Source organism: Vibrio sp. ABH4_348 (assembly GCF_056159765.1).
The window spans coordinates 2,497,191-2,516,789 of the sequence record NZ_JBSWVW010000001.1 but is presented as its reverse complement, the minus strand read 5'-3'; the positions used below and the strand labels follow the sequence as shown (position 1 = coordinate 2,516,789).

The window sequence follows — 19,599 nt, the reverse complement described above, 5'->3', positions numbered from 1 at the left end:
TGAGGTAACTGTATGTCTGAATCTACCCAAAATTCAGTGGGTGAGGGCGGCGCATACGAGGTATTGAAATCTCGTTTGTTGCAGCAGGGTAACCAACTAAAGTCACTCACTCAGTCTTTTAACCAAAAGCGCCAATCTTTGTTTGGCGGTCAAGAGATCCAGCTAGTCGGCAAAGCCAATGTGCAAACTGTTAGCAAGTCCATCCCAATTGATATGGCTCAGGTTAATCAACAGCTGTTGTTTGGTTATCAAGTCAAGTTGGGAATGAAAGCGCTACCTTCATTAGATGATGTGTTTGGACTGTATCAACTCCATGAACAAGACGGTATTTTTAGGATTGAACCTGAGCCATTGGAAAACAGTTTTCTTAATGATTCCCGTTTTACTCACGAATTTACCGAGTTATTCACCTACTATGGTGATGCAAGGCTGACTCAAATTGCTCGCCAAGAGAATGTTCTGTTTATTGCCTTCCAGATAGGAATGAGACCGGAAGACCGTAAGGTGTTTCGCTTCCAGGTTAATCGTAATTCGATTGAATTTATGGATTCGCTTGGGCAAGCGGATTTGGAAGATGCAGAGCAGCAAGACTTTATATGGAAAAGTACCGGTCGAGATGATCATATTTTAGGTGATCATCCTCATGTGTCGATAGAAGATAAGCTGTTCGTCGAGTGCGTGGGCGGTGACCTTACCATTAAGCTAGAAGACAGTACGCAAGATGGAAAAGGCATATACAGTGAACCTGTTGATGATCCGCATCAGAGCGTCGCAGATGCAGAAATTGATTATGCCTTTGTCGGAGAGTTGATCGCGCTTCGTGTCAAACCCAACCGTGAGAAGCAATCACGCTATTTTATATTTAACCCAATCAATCAAAAGGTACATCGCGTTGATGCCATTGGTACTTCGGTTAAGGTACTTCCCGAAGATCACGGTGTTTTATTTGCTAATGGTTACGTGTTATCAAACGGGGAAAGCAAGGTATTTGATTCCAATTGGCAGAATCTAAGCTTTTTCCACAAAGTGGTATCTCCAAACGGTGAAGACATTTTGTATTTTTTCTTTAATTTACAAGATGGCTACTACCTTTCGTACAGCTATAACCTAATTGAAAAGCAATTTTCAGCACCGATGGAAAGTCACGGTTTCAGTTTATACCCTGACGGTCGAATGTTGGTGTTCCAGTTATCTGAAAATGCAGAAGCATCAACCATTCATCCATTGCGCATTTGGGATACACCTTTTTCAACGCCGGAATTCTACAGTCAATCCAATAAAGCTGAATCATCTAGCCAAGATCCTTTGTTCAATTTGGGCAATACCGAATTAGTAAGAGCGCTTTCTTCAATCTTGACTATTTGCCAGTTGGCCGAAACCAAAGATGTGACTCAAGCGGCCTATGAAGTGTTACTAAAACAATGCCAAAGTACTCTTGACCATTATCACTGGCTACAAAAAGAGTACGCGATGGGTATTGGTCAGTCTGTTAATACCGTTATGGAAACGGCTGACCGAATTATTGATGAATTTATAAAGGTTCAACAGCTGCAAGCCCATGCTTCTGAGAACGTTGAAGTTCATTCGAAAGCAGTGAATGAACTCATCGGCAAAGTTAAGCTAGCGCCAAAAGACAAGGCTAACCAACTGCTCACACTCCTCTCTGACCTAAAAGGGCAAGTTGGTAAAACCATGTCACTTCGACAGCAGCACTATGTCGATGTTGAAAAGGTAGAGGAGCTTTTAGCGCAACTGTCTGAGCAGCGGGAAGAGCTCAATCGTCAGCTTTTGGTTTTGCTTCAAGATCCCAAAGCCTACGCTCCTTTTAAGAAAGATATTCAGAAGATCGATCTGGAGTTGGCAAAGGTAGAAAAAACGTCGGACTTGCAAAAGTTAGGTGATCAATTAGACACGCTGCGTAATGAGCTACAGATCGTAACCGAAGAAGTAACTGAAATAGAAACGGATGATCCTACTCAGGCTACGACTATTTTGGATCTGACGACTGAAGTTACTTCACTGCTCAATACCACCTCGGCCAAACTCCGCAATCGTGAAAAAAGTTTGCAAAGTGATGAGGCCCAAGCTGAGTTCAGTGCTCAGTTTAAGCTTCTGAGCCAATCTGTAAGTAGTGCAATGGAGCAAGCTAATACTCCAGATGAATGTGACAATCAGCTAGCTAAACTGGTAACTCAACTTGATAAATTGGAATCACGCTTTGCCGATTTTGATGAGTTTTTATCAGCGATATATAGCAAACGCGATGAAATACAATCGACCTTAGATAATCACAAGCAACAGTTGATTGCCACAAGGCAAAGACGTATTCAGAACCTGCTACAAGCCGCCAATGTTACCTTAACAAGCATTGAGAAACGGATAGAACGTTTTGATCAGGTGTCGGAGCTAAACAGCTATTTTGCCACGGACGGTATGGTGCAAAAGCTTCACCAATTGTCGGACAACATTCGCAATCTAGGTGATAGCGTCAAAGCCGATTCTTTGGACTCAAAAATCAAAGCACTACAAGATCAATCATTGCGAGCGCTGCGAGATAATCAAGACATATTCGAAGCAGGTGGCACGATACTCCGCTTGGGTAAACACAGGTTTAGTGTCAATCAACAAGCTTTGGACCTTACACTGATTAATCGCGATGACGGTGCCAATTTACATATTTCAGGTACTGATTTTTATCAAACGGTCGACAACGAATTGTTGCAAGCTGATGAAGCCGCCGATCTCGATCTGCCTTCCGAGAGTCAGTTGGTTTATCGCGGTGAGTATCTCGCTTATTTAGTGCTGAACAGTGCTCAAAGTGGAAATGGTGATTTTGACTTAGATGACTTACTAAACGCTCAGAAAGAAAAAGGCTTGTTACCCATTGTTCAAAAGTTTGCCGCCCCGCGTTTTCAGGAAGGGTATGTCAAAGGGATACACGATCAAGATGCAGCAAATATCTTGAGCAAAGTTTTGCCTTTGTACAAAAATGCCGGGCTACTCAGGTTCAGCCAAGCAGCGCGTGCGGAAGCCCTGATGTATCTATTGGAATTAACGGGCTCTCACTATGAGTCTTTGATTCAAGAGGCTCAAAACGCCCATCTCTTGCGAACCCATCTCAATAATCACCAAGCGTTTAATAGCTTAGTGGCGCAGATAAATAATGAGTTAAGCAACGATGAAGCGGCCCGCTATTTAGCAAACTTGCTGGGTCAAACGTCAGTCAAAGTTCAAGTCAGCCAAAATGCCACGACACTTTGTGAAGATTATCTCCAGTTTAGACGTAGCTTAGGCTGGCAGGCTTCGAAGCCAGAATCGTTGAATATCCGTAAGTCGTACGCAGATCATTTGCAGTGGCTGGCGGCATATTGTGAACACAAACAACAGGCTGAAAAGTTTGTCCAAGAAGCAGCAATGATCGCTGTTCTTAGAGAAAGCCAAGGCCCCGAATTTGAAGCGCTAGATTTTTCTTTGGAAAGTGAGCTTGAAGGATTATTGGGAGAGCACAAACTGATTCAAAACGGACAGCTAAAACTGGTATTGGATAATTTTGTCAGTCGTTGTGAATACCAGCGTTCTATTGTGGTTCCAAAGTTTGAACAGTTTACTGAGCAAAGAGCGCAGATGCTGTCTGATGCAAAAGACAAGTTTAGGTTGGCTGAATTCAAGCCTAGACCTCTTACATCATTTGTTCGTAATAAATTAATTTCGGAAAGCTATTTACCGCTTATTGGCGATAACTTTGCCAAGCAAATGGGGACGGTTGGCGATAAAAAACGTACTGATTTAATGGGTATGTTATTGCTAATTTCACCACCGGGTTATGGTAAGACAACGTTAATCGAGTATGTCGCGCATAAGCTCGGCTTAGTGTTTATGAAGATTAACGGACCATCGATTGGCCACAATGTGACTTCATTAGACCCAGCAGACGCACCGGATCAAAACTCAGCGCGAGAGATTGAAAAGATCAATTTAGCGTTTGAAATGGGGAATAACGTGTTGTTGTATCTTGATGATATTCAACACACGAATCCAGAGCTTCTACAAAAGTTCATCTCTCTGTGTGACGGGACAAGGCGAATTGAAGGTAGCTGGCAAGGTAAGTCGAAAACCTACGATATGCGTGGCAAGAAGTTTGCGGTAGTCATGGCGGGTAACCCGTATACAGAAACGGGCGAAGCTTTCCGCATTCCAGACATGCTAGCAAACCGAGCTGACATATATAACTTAGGTGATATGTTATCGGATCAAAAAGATGCGTTTGAATTGAGCTTTATTGAAAACTCGCTCACCTCAAACGCGGTTCTTGCGCCTTTGGCAACTCGTGACTTGAACGACTTATATCGCTTCGTGGATATGGCTAAAGGGCGTGAAGTTGCGTTGAGTGATATGACTCATGCGTACTCAGCCATGGAAGCCAATGAAATCGTTTCAACACTTCAGAAGCTTATGTTTGTTCAACAGACGGTTCTTAAAGTTAACCAGCAATACATTGCATCAGCAGCGACAGCGGATGAGTATCGTGTTGAACCTCCATTTAAGTTGCAAGGCTCGTATCGAAACATGAATAAGTTGGCGGAAAAAATTTCGTCAGTCATGACAGATTCTGAGCTAAAAACCATGTTGGATGACCACTATCAAAGTGAAGCACAAACGCTTGCGGCTGGTACCGAAGAAAACTTGCTCAAACTGTCGCAGCTAAAAGGTAGCCTCAATAGTGAACAAAAAGCACGCTGGATAGAAATTTGTGACGGCTATAAACGCAAACAATTAATGGGACAAAGTGACGACCGTGGCGGTCAAGTTGTTCAACAGTTAGCCATGCTAAATCAGCATGTTGCTCGTTTTTCTGGTAACAGTGAGGGGGAGTAATTATGAGTAAATCTTTTGGTAGTCGTGACCAATGGGCGCAATGGCTTGAAGAATCCATATTGGATGTTCGACTAGACGACGAAGAACGAAGAGAACTGAGTCATCAATTGTCGGATGTGGAATTGTCATTAGAAGATCGCTCATTTCTCCGTAATCTTAGTTTCAAATTGAGCAAACAAAAGCTTACACAAGGTGAAGACCCCACTGCTATTTTGCGTTGGCTTGAGCGGGTTATTAAAGTTCTGGACAACTCAAGGCATGGTGCCAACTCAGTGGTTGCCAAAAGTTGGTTCTCTCCCGGCAGGGAATGTATTACTGGAATTATTGAGCAACTAAAATTGGCTAAGCAAAGTATTGATATTTGTGTGTTTACGATAGCGTGTGACGAGATTACCGAGCAGATCCTAAAAGCTCATCAGCGCGGAATCGCAGTCCGAATTATTACCGACAACGACAAACGCTATGATCGAGGCAGTGATGTCTATTACTTAGCTGAACAGGGGATACCCGTTAAGGTGGATACTACGGAATATCATATGCACCATAAATTCGCTTTGTTTGATAATTCGAGACTAATTAACGGCAGTTTTAACTGGACACGAAGTGCTTCGAAATACAACCAAGAAGATTTAACTCTCAGTGATGATCAACGTTACGTCAGTGAGTATGCAAAACAATTTGAGAAGCTGTGGCAACGTTTTCCTTCTCATCAACCTTCACAGCGTTAAGGAGATTTGTGATGACAGATACAGTAGTTGAAGAGCTTAATAGCACCAGTACAGAAGTGGCGGTAACAGCTGAAGTACTTGCTATCGTGGAGAAGTTCGACCCATTTGATAGCGTTGCAACGATTACTTTTGGTAAAGATGCATTAGAACAAATCACCGCTTTTTCAGATACGGTACTTGAGCGAATCCGCGTTCGCGATAGTGGCGAAGCAGGCGATGTGCTTCAAGCAATGGTTGCGGAAATGGATGGCGCTCAATTTGAGCAATTGGGTAAACAGAGCTTTCTAGAAAAACTACCACTAGTTGGCGAGCTTTTTGATTCGTTTAAAAAATTCACAACCAGTTTTGACTCGGTCCGTGGTCAACTCGATAAATTGGCTGAAAAATTGGAAGGCCAAGAGTTAAAGCTAGCGCATGATATCAATCAACTCGATGAACTATATCGCCATAACTTGGAATTACTAACGGGATTGGAAGATTACATTGCGGCTGGTCAGCACAAAGTTGCTGAGTTAAAAGCGTCTGTCTTACCGCAGCTTCTTGCTCAATCTGAATCATCAGGTGATGCGTTGGATGCGCAAAAGTATCGTGATGCGACGCAAGCTCTTGCAAGACTTGAAAAGCGGGTTCACAACCTTGAATTGACTCGTTTAGCGGCGATTCAAACGGCTCCACAAATACGCTTGTCGCAAGAAGGCAATAAAATGTTGATGGAAGATATTCAAGACATCGTTCACAACACCTTCCCACTTTGGAAGCGCCAGTTCTTGATCGCCATTTCCAACTATGAAAAAGAGAAAGCTCTAAATGTAACTCGCGCAGTTAAGGACTACACCAACAAACAGTACGTCCAAAATGCTGAAAAGCTTAAAGTTCTCGAAGAGCAAATTGCAGAAAATTATCAACGTGGAATATTGGATTTAGATTCTCTACAGACAGTTAACCAATTAACCATCGAGACGTTAAACAATACCCTGTCGAGAGTTAAGGAAGGTCGAGAGCAACGAGAGAAAGCACAACAGGTTATCGAGCAAGCCGAGCAAGAACTAAAGCAGGCATTGCAACAGACGTTGTAAGATTGAACTCGAATCCAAATATGGCGGCCAATAGGTCGCCATTTTTCGTTTTTGGTGTGGTTTTTCGTTTATGGTGAAGATAGTGAAAGATTGAAAACGGCAAAACCAATGTTTATACCACTTAGCAAGCTAATCTCGATTGAAGTGTGTTTTTGAAATCGATTGATTAAAGTAAAATCATAAAGAAAAAATAGGTTGGAGTGTCTATGCAATCTTTAAACAAGTTAAGTAATTCTTTAGGTCAAAAGCTAACTGAAAAATCCCTAATTGCCACGACCGCAGAATCTTGTACAGGTGGTGGTGTTGCTACCGCGATTACCGATATTGCAGGGAGTTCCGCCTGGTTTGACCGGGCGTTTGTTACCTATAGCAATGAAGCCAAAATGGAAATGCTTGGCGTGAGATCTGATGTACTAGATTCGCATGGCGCTGTCAGTGAACCCGTAGTTGAAGCCATGGCATTAGGTGCGGTTCATAACTCCAATGCCAATCTATCTGTAGCGATAAGCGGCATAGCTGGCCCTGGTGGCGCAACCGAAACTAAACCCGTTGGGACGGTTTGCTTTGCTTGGGCTCTGGGAGATAGTGTGGTTAAGGTTGAGACCTGTCTTTTTTCTGGAGATAGGGCGGAGGTACGTCATCAAGCCGTGCAGCATGCACTGCAAGGTTTGATTAACTGCATGGATTAGCAAAGCAAAAAAATTGCGAGTGTGAGGTACACGCAAATTTTTCTTACACAAGTATAGACACTGTATGAATCAACAGTATAATACAATCCATAACGTTGAGTGCTGTATAAACTAATTAGCACTGACAACTACCACAGCATATTGGAGAAAGTGATGGACGAGAATAAACAAAAAGCCCTCGCAGCGGCACTAGGCCAGATTGAAAAGCAATTTGGTAAAGGCTCTATCATGCGCCTTGGTGACAACCGCGCGATGGACGTAGAAACGGTTTCTACTGGTTCACTTTCTCTAGATATTGCACTTGGTGCTGGTGGCTTACCAACGGGTCGAATCGTTGAAATTTACGGTCCAGAATCATCAGGTAAAACAACGCTAACACTTGAGTTGATTGCTGCGGCACAGAGAGAAGGTAAAACCTGTGCCTTTATCGACGCTGAGCACGCGCTTGATCCCGTTTACGCGAAGAAGCTTGGTGTTGATATTGATGCACTATTGGTTTCTCAGCCAGATACGGGTGAGCAAGCACTGGAAATCTGTGACGCGCTAGCACGTTCAGGTGCCATTGACGTTATGGTTGTTGACTCAGTTGCAGCACTAACACCAAAAGCTGAAATCGAAGGCGAAATGGGCGATAGCCACATGGGTCTTCAAGCTCGTATGTTGTCACAAGCAATGCGTAAGTTAACGGGTAACCTAAAACAGTCAAACTGTATGTGTATTTTCATCAACCAGATCCGTATGAAGATTGGTGTGATGTTTGGTAACCCAGAGACGACCACTGGTGGTAATGCACTAAAATTCTACGCGTCAGTTCGTCTAGATATCCGTCGTACCGGAGCAATTAAAGAAGGTGATGAGGTAGTTGGTAACGAAACTCGCATTAAAGTTGTGAAAAACAAAATTGCTGCTCCATTTAAAGAAGCTCACACTCAGATCCTTTACGGTCAAGGTTTTAACCGCGAAGGTGAGTTGGTTGATTTAGGCGTAAAACACAAGCTAGTTGAAAAAGCGGGTGCTTGGTACAGCTACAACGGTGACAAGATCGGTCAAGGTAAAGCTAACGCGTGTAAATTCCTACGTGAAAACCCAGAAGCCGCGAAGACGATTGATAGCAAGCTACGTGAAATGCTGCTTTCACCTGCAGAAATCCAGCCTGATGAACCGGAATTTGGTCAATCACCAGAAAAAGAAGAGCTATAGTCCACTTCTTGTTTAGTATCATAACAAAGCCCTGCAACGCAGGGCTTTGTTTTATCTACCTCACCAATGTGCGTGGTTGGAATTTACTGAGTTATGTATAAGAAACCTCCTGCTTTGTCTGCAAAAGAAGCCGCGATTCATTTACTCAGTCGTCGTGATCACGGCGAGTATGAACTCTCGGAAAAACTGAAATTCAAAGGCTATTCAGAGCAAGACATTGAACAAGCGATATCAATTTGTCATGAGTATGGTTATTTAAACGATCAACGTTTTGCGGAGAGCCAAGTACGACAACATCTATTTAAAGGTCATGGTGAAAGACGCATTAGACAAGAACTCGCTCAAAAACGAGTAAATGAGGGTGTCATCGATTCAGTTTTGAGTGAGCTTGAAGTCGATTGGTTTGAAGCCGCTAAAGAACAAGCGGAAAAAAAGTTTCGAGGCAAAGTCGCATGTGACCAGAAAGAATATGCTAAACAGGTCCGTTTTCTTCAATATCGTGGCTACAGTTTCGAGCAAATTAAATATGCCTTATCGAAGGACGAAACTGATAGTTAGGCGCCTCTAACATAATTCATCATATCGCTCTCCACACCACTATCCACGTGCTGTGTCTCATCAATTTTTGACAATTTGACCCAAATAGCCAAATAAACCGCCATTTTCATGAGAAAACTAGTCGAAGGCGAGTGCATGATCTACAATACGGCAAAATTTTAGGTCGACATTTCAGGAAGAGCGGCATGTACATGAGCACTGATGAGGTTCGCAATGCGTTCCTTAAGTTCTTTGAAAGCAAAGGGCACCAAATCGTAGACAGTTCATCGTTGGTACCACACGATGATCCAACCCTACTGTTTACTAACGCGGGAATGAACCAGTTTAAAGACTGTTTTTTGGGCTTGGAAAAACGAGCCTATACACGCGCGACAACTGCTCAACGCTGTGTACGTGCCGGTGGTAAACACAATGATTTAGAAAACGTTGGCTTTACTGCTCGTCACCATACTTTCTTTGAAATGTTGGGTAACTTCAGCTTTGGAGATTACTTCAAAGAAGACGCGATTGCGTTTGCGTGGGAATTCCTAACTGAAGTGCTTCAATTACCGAAAGATCGTCTTTTAGTCACTATCTACGAAACGGATGATGAAGCGTTTGAAATCTGGAACCAGAAAGTAGGCGTGCCAGCAGACCGCATCGTTCGCATCGGCGACAAAGAAGGTGGCAAACCATACGAGTCCGATAACTTCTGGCAAATGGGTGACACAGGCCCTTGTGGTCCATGTACTGAAATTTTCTACGATCACGGTGAGCACATTTGGGGTGGCCGTCCGGGAACACCGGAAGAAGATGGTGACCGCTTCATCGAGATCTGGAATAACGTATTTATGCAGTTCAACCGTCAAGCCGACGGTACTATGGAGCCACTGCCTAAGCCATCTGTTGATACTGGTATGGGCATTGAACGTATTTCAGCAATCATGCAAGGCGTTCACTCCAATTATGAAATCGACGTATTCCAAACGTTAATCAAAGAAACTGCATCTGTCATTGGTTTTGAAGACCTTTCAAATCAATCACTACGCGTAGTGGCTGACCACATTCGTTCTTGTGCATTTTTGATCGTTGATGGTGTGATGCCATCGAATGAAGGTCGCGGTTATGTATTGCGCCGAATTATTCGTCGTGCGGTACGCCATGGTAACAAGCTTGGTGCTCAAGGTGCCTTCTTCCACAAACTTGTAGGTCCTTTGGCTGCTGTGATGGGCACTGCGGGTGAAGAGCTGAAAAAGCAGCAAGCAGTAGTGGAAAAAGTACTGAGAATCGAAGAAGAAAACTTCGGACGCACGCTTGACCGCGGTATGACAATTCTTAACGAAGCACTTGATAGCTTAGAAGGTAAAGAACTAGACGGCGATACCGTATTTAAGCTTTACGATACCTACGGCTTCCCGGCGGATTTGACCAATGATGTGGCTCGTGAACGCGGCTTTACTATCGACGAACCGGGTTTTGAAAAAGCGATGGACGCTCAGCGTCAACGTGCTCGTGAAGCAGGCCAATTTGGTACCGATTACAACGACACCATCAAAGCTGAATCTGATTCAGAATTCTGCGGGTATGGCTCAACCCAAGACAAGGGTACAGTGACAGAAATTTTTGTCGACGGTGAGCGTGTTGAGACACTGTCTGCTGGTGACAAAGCTATTGTGATTCTTGAGGCAACGCCGTTCTATGCCGAGTCTGGTGGCCAGTGTGGCGATACCGGTGTATTGAAAACCGAAGCCGGTGTATTTGCAGTTCGCGATACTCAAAAGCTAGGTAACGCTATCGCGCATCACGGTGAATTGACCGAAGGTGTACTTGCTTCTGGTGATAGTGTTGAAGCCATTGTTGATGCAGAACGTCGTCACCTAACAAGCCTTAACCACTCAGCGACTCACTTGCTGCACGCTGCGCTTCGCACTGTGTTGGGCGAACACGTGGCTCAGAAAGGTTCTTTGGTTAAGCCAGAAGGTTTGCGTTTTGACTTCTCTCACCTTGAAGGCATGACAGCGGCTGAAATCAAACAAGTAGAACGTTTGGTGAATGCACAAGTTCGTGAAAACAACCCCGTTCAAACGGAAGTGATGGACCTAGAATCAGCCAAACAAAAAGGCGCAATGGCGCTATTTGGTGAAAAGTACGATTCAGAAGTTCGCGTATTGTCTATGGGCGAATTCTCAACTGAACTTTGTGGCGGTATTCACGCAACAAACACGGGTGATATTGGTCTGTTCAAGATCGTTTCTGAAGGTGGTATTGCAGCAGGTATTCGCCGTATTGAAGCGGTAACGGCAGATGCAGCACTAGATGCATTTGAAGCTCAACAAGCTAAAGCAGAAGAAAAAATTAGCGAAGCTGCTAGCAAAGCGAAAGCTCTTGAAAAAGAGATCGCGGCGCTCAAAGACAAGCTCGCTGCTCAAGCCAGTGCTAGTCTGACGGATCAAGTGAAAGAGATTGCTGGCGTTAAAGTTCTTATTGCCCAGCTAGATGGTGCAGATAACAAAGCACTGCGCGGCATGGTTGATGATCTTAAAAATCAACTTGGCAGCGGCATCATAATGCTTGGTAACGTAGCGGGTGACAAAGTAGGCTTGATTGCTGGTATAACTAAAGATCTAACCGGTAAAGTGAAAGCCGGCGAACTGGTTAACTTTGTGGCTCAGCAAGTTGGTGGTAAAGGTGGCGGTCGTCCGGATATGGCGCAAGCTGGTGGTACCGATGCAACTGCATTACCGGGTGCATTAAGCTCGGTAGATACTTGGTTAGCTGAAAAGTTGTAAATCAAGTTAGATTGATTTAAGCGCGTTCAGACGCATAATCTGAACATATAGTAATACCCATGACCAAGCGGTCGAGTTAGTACTCGTACCGCTTGGTTTTATTTTTACGGCTCACTAATAGTGTGCTTAATGGACATCAAGTCTTGGGAAGGTGTAAGCGAGTGAAAAGAAAGGTTGTGGTTCAGAAGTTTGGTGGTACCTCTATGGGGTCGGTCGATTCTATTCACCAAGTTGCGCAGCATGTGATAACAACGGTAGAGCAAGGGCATCACGTTGTGGTAGTCGTGTCTGCCATGTCGGGTGAAACGAATCGATTACTAGCGTTAGCCAAACAGGTTGATTCGGTACCAATAGCCAGAGAGCTAGATGTCTTACTTTCTTCTGGTGAACAAGCTTCTATGGCAATGCTAGCCATAACCTTAAATAAGTTGGGATATCAGGCGCAATCTTTAACCGGTGCACAAGCCCGAATCCAGACTGACTCGCAACACGGCAATGCCACCATCACTGATATCGATACTGCGCCAATTTGGGACCTTCTTAATAAAAACGAGATCGTCATCGTTGCTGGTTTTCAAGGTGTCTCGTTTGATGGAGATATCACCACACTTGGACGTGGTGGTTCAGATACTTCAGCCGTTACGCTTGCCGGGTATCTTGGCGCTTCAGAATGCCAAATTTTTACCGATGTGGATGGTGTGTACACCTGCGATCCAAGATTGGTCGTTAACGCGCAAAAAATTGATGTTATAGATTTCGACTCAATGGAAATCATGGCTAAAAAAGGCGCCAAAGTGCTACATCTACCTTGCGTAAAGTTTGCTAAACGCCACAACCTGCCTATTCGTGTACTGTCGACGTTTGAATCGGGAAAGGGCAGTTTGGTATGTAAAAATACTCAGCCACCTACCATTGTCGGTATTGCAGTACAAAAACAAATGCGCTGGGTTGAATTCTGTGCTGATTGGAGCCATATCGATCAACAGAGTCAATTAGTGGGGCTTCATCTCACTAATGTGATCTCCAGTGCAGATTCGTCAATAGCGCTTATTCAGGAAGAGAATTTTCCTGAACTCAGTCTGGTGTTTGATGAAAAAATTCACAATAGTGAACAAGTTAGTGTGCTAACTTTAGTAGGGAGTAGCACGCAAGGATTGGTTGAAGAAGTACAACACCATTTAGCTACTTCATCGATTAATATCAGGCACACATGGATGAATGCCCATTCAATAGAATTGGTTGTTGGCCCAGAACATTTAGAAAGCGCAGTGAACCTTCTCCATCAGGTTTACTTTTCTGAAGATAAACAACGCCACGTATTCGATAAATCTGTTGTGACTTTCTGACTCTAAAACACGAATGAGTTTACCAAAGTGTGACTTTTGTTAGATAATTAATCCATAACGAGATAAATACTAAAATTCCTGAAGGAGTACAGAATGCTTATTTTGACTCGCCGTGTTGGCGAAACATTGATGATTGGTGATGAAGTCACCGTCACTGTCTTAGGTGTGAAGGGTAACCAAGTACGCATTGGTGTTAATGCCCCGAAAGAAGTTTCGGTTCACCGTGAAGAAATTTACATGCGCATCCAAGCGGAAAAAGGAACGGGTGCGCCTGCAAGCGGTAACTACTAATTCAAAAGCCGACGTTGGTCGGCTTTTTTGTGTTCTTTTTAATCAATTTTTTCAACAAATCAAACCTTTGAAATCAGTTTGATTAAATAGACAACGGTTGAGGCTGTTTTTACCGAATTTGCCTAAAAATGGTTTGACATATTTTTGGTAAATCGTAATATGTGCCTCCGCAAGTTGGTGAGGTGGCCGAGTGGCTGAAGGCGCTCCCCTGCTAAGGGAGTATACGGTTTGTAGCCGTATCGAGGGTTCGAATCCCTCCCTCACCGCCATTATCTTTTTGATAGTGAACTTGCCACAGAGAAAACTGCGCGCTCGTAGCTCAGCTGGATAGAGTACCTGGCTACGAACCAGGCGGTCGAAGGTTCGAATCCTTCCGAGCGCGCCATATTCGATACGAATACCGGTTTAGGTGAGGTGGCCGAGAGGCTGAAGGCGCTCCCCTGCTAAGGGAGTATACGGTTTGTAGCTGTATCGAGGGTTCGAATCCCTCCCTCACCGCCATTACCGAACTTCGTGTCTTTTTTTGTTTTCAAAGTGACTGAGTGTGATATGATTCACACAATTGCGCGCTCGTAGCTCAGCTGGATAGAGTACCTGGCTACGAACCAGGCGGTCGAAGGTTCGAATCCTTCCGAGCGCGCCATTCTTCTTTTGAGTAGAGAATTCTGCTTAAACATACAATTAGATTTATTGCGCGCTCGTAGCTCAGCTGGATAGAGTACCTGGCTACGAACCAGGCGGTCGAAGGTTCGAATCCTTCCGAGCGCGCCATTCTTCTTTTAAGTAGAGAATTCTGCTTAAACATACAATTAGATTTATTGCGCGCTCGTAGCTCAGCTGGATAGAGTACCTGGCTACGAACCAGGCGGTCGAAGGTTCGAATCCTTCCGAGCGCGCCATTTTTCTTTCAAGTAGAGAATTCTGCTTAAATACAATTAGATTAATTGCGCGCTCGTAGCTCAGCTGGATAGAGTACCTGGCTACGAACCAGGCGGTCGAAGGTTCGAATCCTTCCGAGCGCGCCATCATTAAAAAAGCCCTGCATCGCAGGGCTTTTTGTGTTTTAGACTCTGGTTTAAAGAACGATGACGCTAGGCGATCCATGCAGTAGCAAAGCTAACGGTCCCTAGTACGACACCCATGCTATTACAGCATATGATTGGCCAGTCTTTCCTTGCTCCTAAACTTCCATACGCTAGCCAGGCTAAGCAATTGAGTACAGTGGCAGCAGGTATCAACATTGAGCCAGGGTTTCCTGCTAGATTCATTCGGATTTGATCGATATAAGATACGAATAGCAGCATCGCCATGGTCGAGGCTAGCCAACCGACGCGAGTAATCGTTTGATTGCTAAGTACCATTAAGATTCACCTACTAATTCAGCTTGGGCCTGAGGTACAGGATTAGTGCAACTAGCCTGGTTTCGATATTCAATCCCCATGTTAGTGAGTCGCTGTAACTGGAACATCAATCGTCCGGAAAAGTCATTCCAGTCTTTGTTTTCTGCTGCGGACCACGCCACTTCCGCCAGTGCAAATATTCGTGGATAGATGAGGTACTGGGCTTGCTGCTCGGTGGCGACATACTCTGTCCATAGTTGACCTTGTACACCTTTGATCAGTGAGCGCTGCTGCTCGTTAAGCTCCTTTCCATGGGGTTCAAATTGATAGGTGGTTTTTAGATCCAATGAACCAGCCCATAGCACCCCAAATTCATCGATATTTTTGTTCCACGCAAGGTCAAAGTAGGTAAATTGCGCTGGAGTCATGATCACAGGGTAGCCTTGTTTTGCAGCATTCCAACCAGAGTCGGATGAACGCCAGCCACAGATAGTGGCGTTTTGACTTAAACCTTCACTCGCTTCGCTACTTTGAATGGCTTCTTCCCAGCCAATAACTTTTTTGTTTTTGGATTTCAAAAACACTTCTAACTCGCGCAGTAGATAGGGCTGAAGATCTCGAATAGGACGTCGGTTTTTTTGACTCCACTGAATTGCTGATGGCGATTTTTCCCACACACCGTCTGGAACTTCATCTGCGCCCAAATGAATAAAGCGTCCGGGAAATAACTCACATACCTCTGCTAATATGGCTTTTAATGTTGGTAGTGTACCGGGCAGTGCTGGATTGAGTACATTATCTCGGTATTGTTGAATGGAAATGTAGTCAGATTGATCATTCGGTTCGCCTAGTATGTCGGGCAGCGCTTTAAGTAGTGCTCGAGCATGACCGGGTACGTCAATTTCAGGAATAATTTCAATACCGCGTTGCTGGGCATAGTCGACAATCTCTCTAACGTCAGCTTTAGAGTAGTAACCGCCGTATGTATCAGGCCCAGAACCAAACTGTGGTTTTAGTGATAATGAAAGCCCACGCCATGCTCCAATTTCTGTGAGTTTGGGAAAACTATCGATTTCTATACGCCAGCCCTCATCATCACACAGATGCCAGTGAAATTGATTCAGCTTTAGCCAAGCCATCTGGTCGAGCAATGACTTGATGGTATTGATGGGATGAAAGTGTCTGGCACAGTCGAGCATAAACCCTCTGTATTCAAAGCGAGGGAAATCCGTTATGAATTGGCTCTGAATTTGCTCAGGGGATTGAACAATGAGTTGGGCGAGAGAGACTAACGCATAGAACATTCCCGATTCACATTGGCTTGCGACGGTAATCTTATGCTGTTGAATACTCAGTAGGTAACTTTCGTTTTTTGCTAATACTTGGCTATCCACCAGAAAGCTCTCGAAATCGGGATTGGTCATGTCTTCCGTAATAACCAGTAATGCCGCTTCTGGTTCATTGACTAATACCAATGGAATATCTACTGCCTGAGAGAACCACCTAAGCTTGTCATTGATCTTTTGCTTGAGATAGCTAGGAACGTAAACGTTGAGCTTTTCGGGAACAATGAAATGCCTGTCTTGTAAATGTGTGTGTGCAGGTATGGGAACCACGCCATGTTTGGGAGTGACACTTAAATCTAGTGGATTTGAGTTGTCTGCCGCTGTTTGTTCCAGCCCGTGATGTTTGATCGTCACCGGGAAGGTTTCATTCTCAGTGATAAGATGGAAACCGATTGGCATTTCCATCAAATTATCGATTTTCTCAGTTGGGCTAACAAAAGAAAATCGCCATTCGCTTTGTCGAGAAAGTGTACTTTGAGTTGGTTTGAATTGGCAAAAAGAGCCTTCTTGATTACTCAGTGTTGCCCCTTGAACACTTTTGGGTATCACTTCTCGAGACAGATTAAACATCAACTCGAAGTCAGTGAAATTTTCGCCCGTGTCGTTCGTCAATATGATTTCTAGCTCAAGGTGGCCTTTGAGGTTAGCGATGACTCTTGTCTCTACGTACAACTGTGTCATTGGGCTACCTCCATATGGTCGGCAGTCAGGTCTATAGGGTTGTCTAACACTTGTTGAATGGAGGTTAAAACTCGAGCACCTGGGTTGCCTACATTGAGGTGTGAATCTAAATAGAGTCTTGGAATATCAAACGCGTTTAGCGTCCAAGGTTTATCGATAAACCCCGGTGAGATCGAAGTGGCCGTTTGAAACCCAACTTGTGAACATGCTAGTTGCTCTCTTTCCCCCCGGTGCCCAAATGGGTAAGCAAAATGGGCAATAGGGGTATTAAGTTGCTGTTCCAGTTTATGTTTACTGTCACTGATTTCTGAGAGCAGTTCATCGTCACTCAATTCAACCAAACTTGGGTGGGAGACCGTATGTCCGCCAATGGTAATTAGTGGGTGGGTCACCAGTGATTTTAGATCTTGCCATGAAAACCCTCGGACCAGATCGCCATCGTTAAATCCATCTAAGTTTTCAAAAAACTGGTCTCTTTGTTTTGCTGTCTTGGCATGCGCTTCCATCAAATTGTATAGCTTGCAAAGTGCGTAACGTTTTTGCTCTCGTGTATCGATCTGCCACACGCTTTTTTTCTCATTGAGGGTAAATGAAATCTGGGGGTTGCTATCAATGAAGGCGGCGAGCGTATTCCAAAGGTCAATAGCAGTTTTGTCTGGGTATCCGGTGGTTACGTAGATACAAGCCGGAACTTGGTGCTTTTCAAATATGGGTAATGCCACATCTCGGTTGTTGAGGTAACCATCGTCCAACGTGACCACCGCATAGGGAATGTTTGGCTCAGGCTTATGAGTTAATAACTCATCCATTGACAAAAACTGCCCTTGTGCAGCTTTAAATTCAATGAGGAGTGTTTCTAGCGTGTCGGCTGACATTTCGACTTCTGGTATTAAAACCAATCGGTCATCAAAATCTTTTTGTTCAAGAATATGGTGAAATGCCCATATAGCGATATTGCCGGGTTTCCAAAGTGGTGTAGACATAATTGCCCCTTAATACATAGTGAGAAGGGGATGCATCCAATTGACTAGTCCGGCTAAGTATAGAAATTAAGCAACAAAAGAATCTATGGTTAAGTCTCTCTGACGCTTGCTCAAAACTCTCATCGTGTTGAATGGGGTTTTCGCGAGATAACTATGTTGGCGACAGTTATGTTCGCGAAAGCTATTTTCACAAAGCATGCTCAAAGAACTGTGTTCATGACTTGTATTGCCGTGAATCTGAGTAAAGTTCACTGGGCGAAATACCAAAATACTTTTTAAATCGATTGGAGAAGCTGCTGGTATCTTGGTAACCAACACTGAAGGCAACTTGATGAACTTGATAATGACCAAAGGTGAGCAATTGTCTGGCTTTTTCCATACGTAAGCTAAGCAAATACTGCTTAGGACTGGATCCTAAGTATTTTAGACACAATCGATGTAGGTGGGCTTCTGAGCAATACATAAGCGCGGCAATGTCTTGGACAGACCAAGCTTTATGGAGTTGTTGTTCTACTTGAGCGAATACCTGTTTTAGTCTCTGTTCCAAAGGGGGTGTTTGCGATAGGTCTTGCACGGATTCTTCAATGAGGCCCAACACCACTTCTGCTTGAGTTAAATGATGATTCTTGGCACTAGGTTCGCGGACCAGTTCGTGATAGAGACTACTCATCATATGATAAATGGAGGGGACGTAATCACTTTTGTTAACCGAGACGGCTCGATTTGCCAGATTGGCCCATCGCCCCTCTGCTTTCAAACTCACCCAGGCAAATTGCCAACGCTCACTGGTTAAGTTGAGCCCGCTAATTGAAAATGCTGGCAGAATACTTATGGTGTTTGGAGTAATAGGGAGTGTTTCGTTGGGGGTAAGTAACTCGCCAGTTCCTTCGAGTGTGTACACCAAAATGGAATAGTCAGGTTTGGTTCGTTTAACCAAAAATTCTTCACGAGCATCGATAATGCCGGCCAAAAATACACCGAGTTCACTGAGGTTAATCACCTCGGAGTAGCCTATGTATTTTTGTTGAACAGCATCAGCAATATGTAAGCCATCTTGCCACTCTGACATCTCGCGTTCCTATGGTTAAATTTATGATTTTATTGGTCTAAATTCTATTGTTACTCTGTTGGTTTTACAGGGGGACTATCTCTTAATTACAGATTCTCGTTACTTTGCCGTACATCAAAATCCCACTGTCCAGTTTCGAGTAGATTGATGAATCATTGATATAGGTTCAATTCAAAAGGGCGAAGTCTGTCGACAAAAAACAGCACTTTTGCTGAATTTTTAGGCGGGTGTGCGCTTTGTCACTAAGACTTTGTTAAACAAAATTGACAAACTTTAACCAATCGAGATAATCCTACAGCACTAAAAATCCCCAAAAAGTGAATTTTTAGTCTCAAATTCCACTTAATATGAGCAATGTGGAATATTGTCAGGATGACAAAGATAGGAAGCAAAAATGGATAACATCGGAAGTCAACTCGTCGATGCCGCTACCCTAATGGTCACGGGTATGGTCGTCGTCTTTACGTTTCTAACAATTCTCGTATTTCTCGTTAGGTTGATGTCCCGTTTGGTGCCGGAAGAGGCACCAATGACAATTTCTTCCCCTACCCCAAAACACAACGTTACTAATACTAGTGCAGTGAATCCCAAAGTCATTGCAGCAATTTCGGCTGCTGTTCATCAGCATCGTCAATCTAAGTAAAAGTAG

Annotated in this window: 14 protein-coding genes and 7 tRNA genes; 17 read left to right on the top strand and 4 right to left on the bottom strand. The window is 44.0% G+C overall.

The window, feature by feature from the left end:
- Positions 1–12 precede the first annotated feature (12 nt).
- The 16 genes from ACXAFJ_RS11490 (at position 13) to ACXAFJ_RS11415 (ending at position 14,556) form a co-directional block, all read left to right on the top strand.
- Positions 13–4,875: a DNA repair ATPase gene (locus ACXAFJ_RS11490; RefSeq protein WP_475323525.1), complete on the top strand. Its 4,863-nt coding sequence runs from the start codon at positions 13–15 to the stop codon at positions 4,873–4,875.
- Between the two features lie 2 nt (positions 4,876–4,877).
- A complete protein-coding gene (locus ACXAFJ_RS11485; protein WP_475323524.1) occupies positions 4,878–5,603 on the top strand; it encodes a phospholipase D-like domain-containing protein in 726 nt (241 codons plus the stop codon).
- An 11-nt stretch (positions 5,604–5,614) separates the two neighbouring features.
- A complete protein-coding gene (locus ACXAFJ_RS11480) occupies positions 5,615–6,679 on the top strand; it encodes a toxic anion resistance protein (RefSeq protein WP_475323523.1) in 1,065 nt (354 codons plus the stop codon).
- Between the two features lie 206 nt (positions 6,680–6,885).
- Positions 6,886–7,368 (top strand): nicotinamide-nucleotide amidase, encoded by a 483-nt coding sequence (gene pncC / locus ACXAFJ_RS11475; protein ID WP_475323521.1) that lies wholly within the window; start codon positions 6,886–6,888, stop codon positions 7,366–7,368.
- 153 nt (positions 7,369–7,521) lie between these two features.
- Positions 7,522–8,568 carry a recombinase RecA gene (gene recA, locus ACXAFJ_RS11470; RefSeq protein ID WP_475323519.1) on the top strand — a complete coding sequence of 349 codons (1,047 nt, stop codon included), beginning with the start codon at positions 7,522–7,524 and terminating at the stop codon, positions 8,566–8,568.
- Positions 8,569–8,661: 93 nt separating this feature from the next.
- Entirely contained in the window at positions 8,662–9,126 is a 465-nt protein-coding gene (gene recX / locus ACXAFJ_RS11465) for a recombination regulator RecX (protein WP_475323518.1), read from the top strand.
- A 185-nt stretch (positions 9,127–9,311) separates the two neighbouring features.
- Positions 9,312–11,894 carry an alanine--tRNA ligase gene (gene alaS, locus ACXAFJ_RS11460; protein WP_475323516.1) on the top strand — a complete coding sequence of 861 codons (2,583 nt, stop codon included), beginning with the start codon at positions 9,312–9,314 and terminating at the stop codon, positions 11,892–11,894.
- Between the two features lie 161 nt (positions 11,895–12,055).
- Positions 12,056–13,240 (top strand): aspartate kinase, encoded by a 1,185-nt coding sequence (locus ACXAFJ_RS11455; protein WP_475323515.1) that lies wholly within the window; start codon positions 12,056–12,058, stop codon positions 13,238–13,240.
- A gap of 93 nt (positions 13,241–13,333) precedes the next feature.
- Positions 13,334–13,531 (top strand): carbon storage regulator CsrA, encoded by a 198-nt coding sequence (gene csrA, locus ACXAFJ_RS11450; protein ID WP_475323514.1) that lies wholly within the window; start codon positions 13,334–13,336, stop codon positions 13,529–13,531.
- A 176-nt stretch (positions 13,532–13,707) separates the two neighbouring features.
- Positions 13,708–13,800 (top strand) — tRNA-Ser (locus ACXAFJ_RS11445).
- 39 nt (positions 13,801–13,839) lie between these two features.
- Positions 13,840–13,916, top strand: a tRNA-Arg gene (locus ACXAFJ_RS11440).
- Between the two features lie 23 nt (positions 13,917–13,939).
- Positions 13,940–14,032, top strand: a tRNA-Ser gene (locus ACXAFJ_RS11435).
- Between the two features lie 65 nt (positions 14,033–14,097).
- Positions 14,098–14,174 (top strand) — tRNA-Arg (locus ACXAFJ_RS11430).
- A 51-nt stretch (positions 14,175–14,225) separates the two neighbouring features.
- Positions 14,226–14,302 (top strand) — tRNA-Arg (locus ACXAFJ_RS11425).
- Between the two features lie 51 nt (positions 14,303–14,353).
- Positions 14,354–14,430 (top strand) — tRNA-Arg (locus tag ACXAFJ_RS11420).
- A gap of 49 nt (positions 14,431–14,479) precedes the next feature.
- Positions 14,480–14,556: transfer RNA gene (locus ACXAFJ_RS11415), tRNA-Arg, on the top strand.
- 66 nt (positions 14,557–14,622) lie between these two features.
- Here the strand turns inward: ACXAFJ_RS11415 and ACXAFJ_RS11410 are convergent.
- The 4 genes from ACXAFJ_RS11410 to ACXAFJ_RS11395 form a co-directional block, all read right to left on the bottom strand.
- The gene (locus ACXAFJ_RS11410) at positions 14,623–14,892 is read right to left on the bottom strand and encodes a SemiSWEET family transporter (protein ID WP_475323512.1); all 270 of its coding nucleotides are present in this window, start codon (positions 14,890–14,892) and stop codon (positions 14,623–14,625) included.
- Positions 14,892–16,898, bottom strand: coding sequence for a beta-N-acetylhexosaminidase (locus ACXAFJ_RS11405; protein ID WP_475323510.1), 2,007 nt, complete (start codon positions 16,896–16,898; stop codon positions 14,892–14,894). The genes ACXAFJ_RS11410 and ACXAFJ_RS11405 overlap by 1 nt, the downstream gene beginning before the upstream one ends.
- A complete protein-coding gene (locus tag ACXAFJ_RS11400; RefSeq protein WP_475323508.1) occupies positions 16,895–17,881 on the bottom strand; it encodes a polysaccharide deacetylase family protein in 987 nt (328 codons plus the stop codon). The genes ACXAFJ_RS11405 and ACXAFJ_RS11400 overlap by 4 nt, the downstream gene beginning before the upstream one ends.
- A gap of 214 nt (positions 17,882–18,095) precedes the next feature.
- Positions 18,096–18,950 carry a helix-turn-helix transcriptional regulator gene (locus tag ACXAFJ_RS11395; protein ID WP_475323507.1) on the bottom strand — a complete coding sequence of 285 codons (855 nt, stop codon included), beginning with the start codon at positions 18,948–18,950 and terminating at the stop codon, positions 18,096–18,098.
- 394 nt (positions 18,951–19,344) lie between these two features.
- On the opposite strand from ACXAFJ_RS11395, the gene ACXAFJ_RS11390 reads away from it, so the two are divergent.
- Positions 19,345–19,593 (top strand): oxaloacetate decarboxylase subunit gamma, encoded by a 249-nt coding sequence (locus tag ACXAFJ_RS11390; RefSeq protein WP_475323506.1) that lies wholly within the window; start codon positions 19,345–19,347, stop codon positions 19,591–19,593.
- The last annotated feature ends 6 nt before the right edge of the window (positions 19,594–19,599 follow it).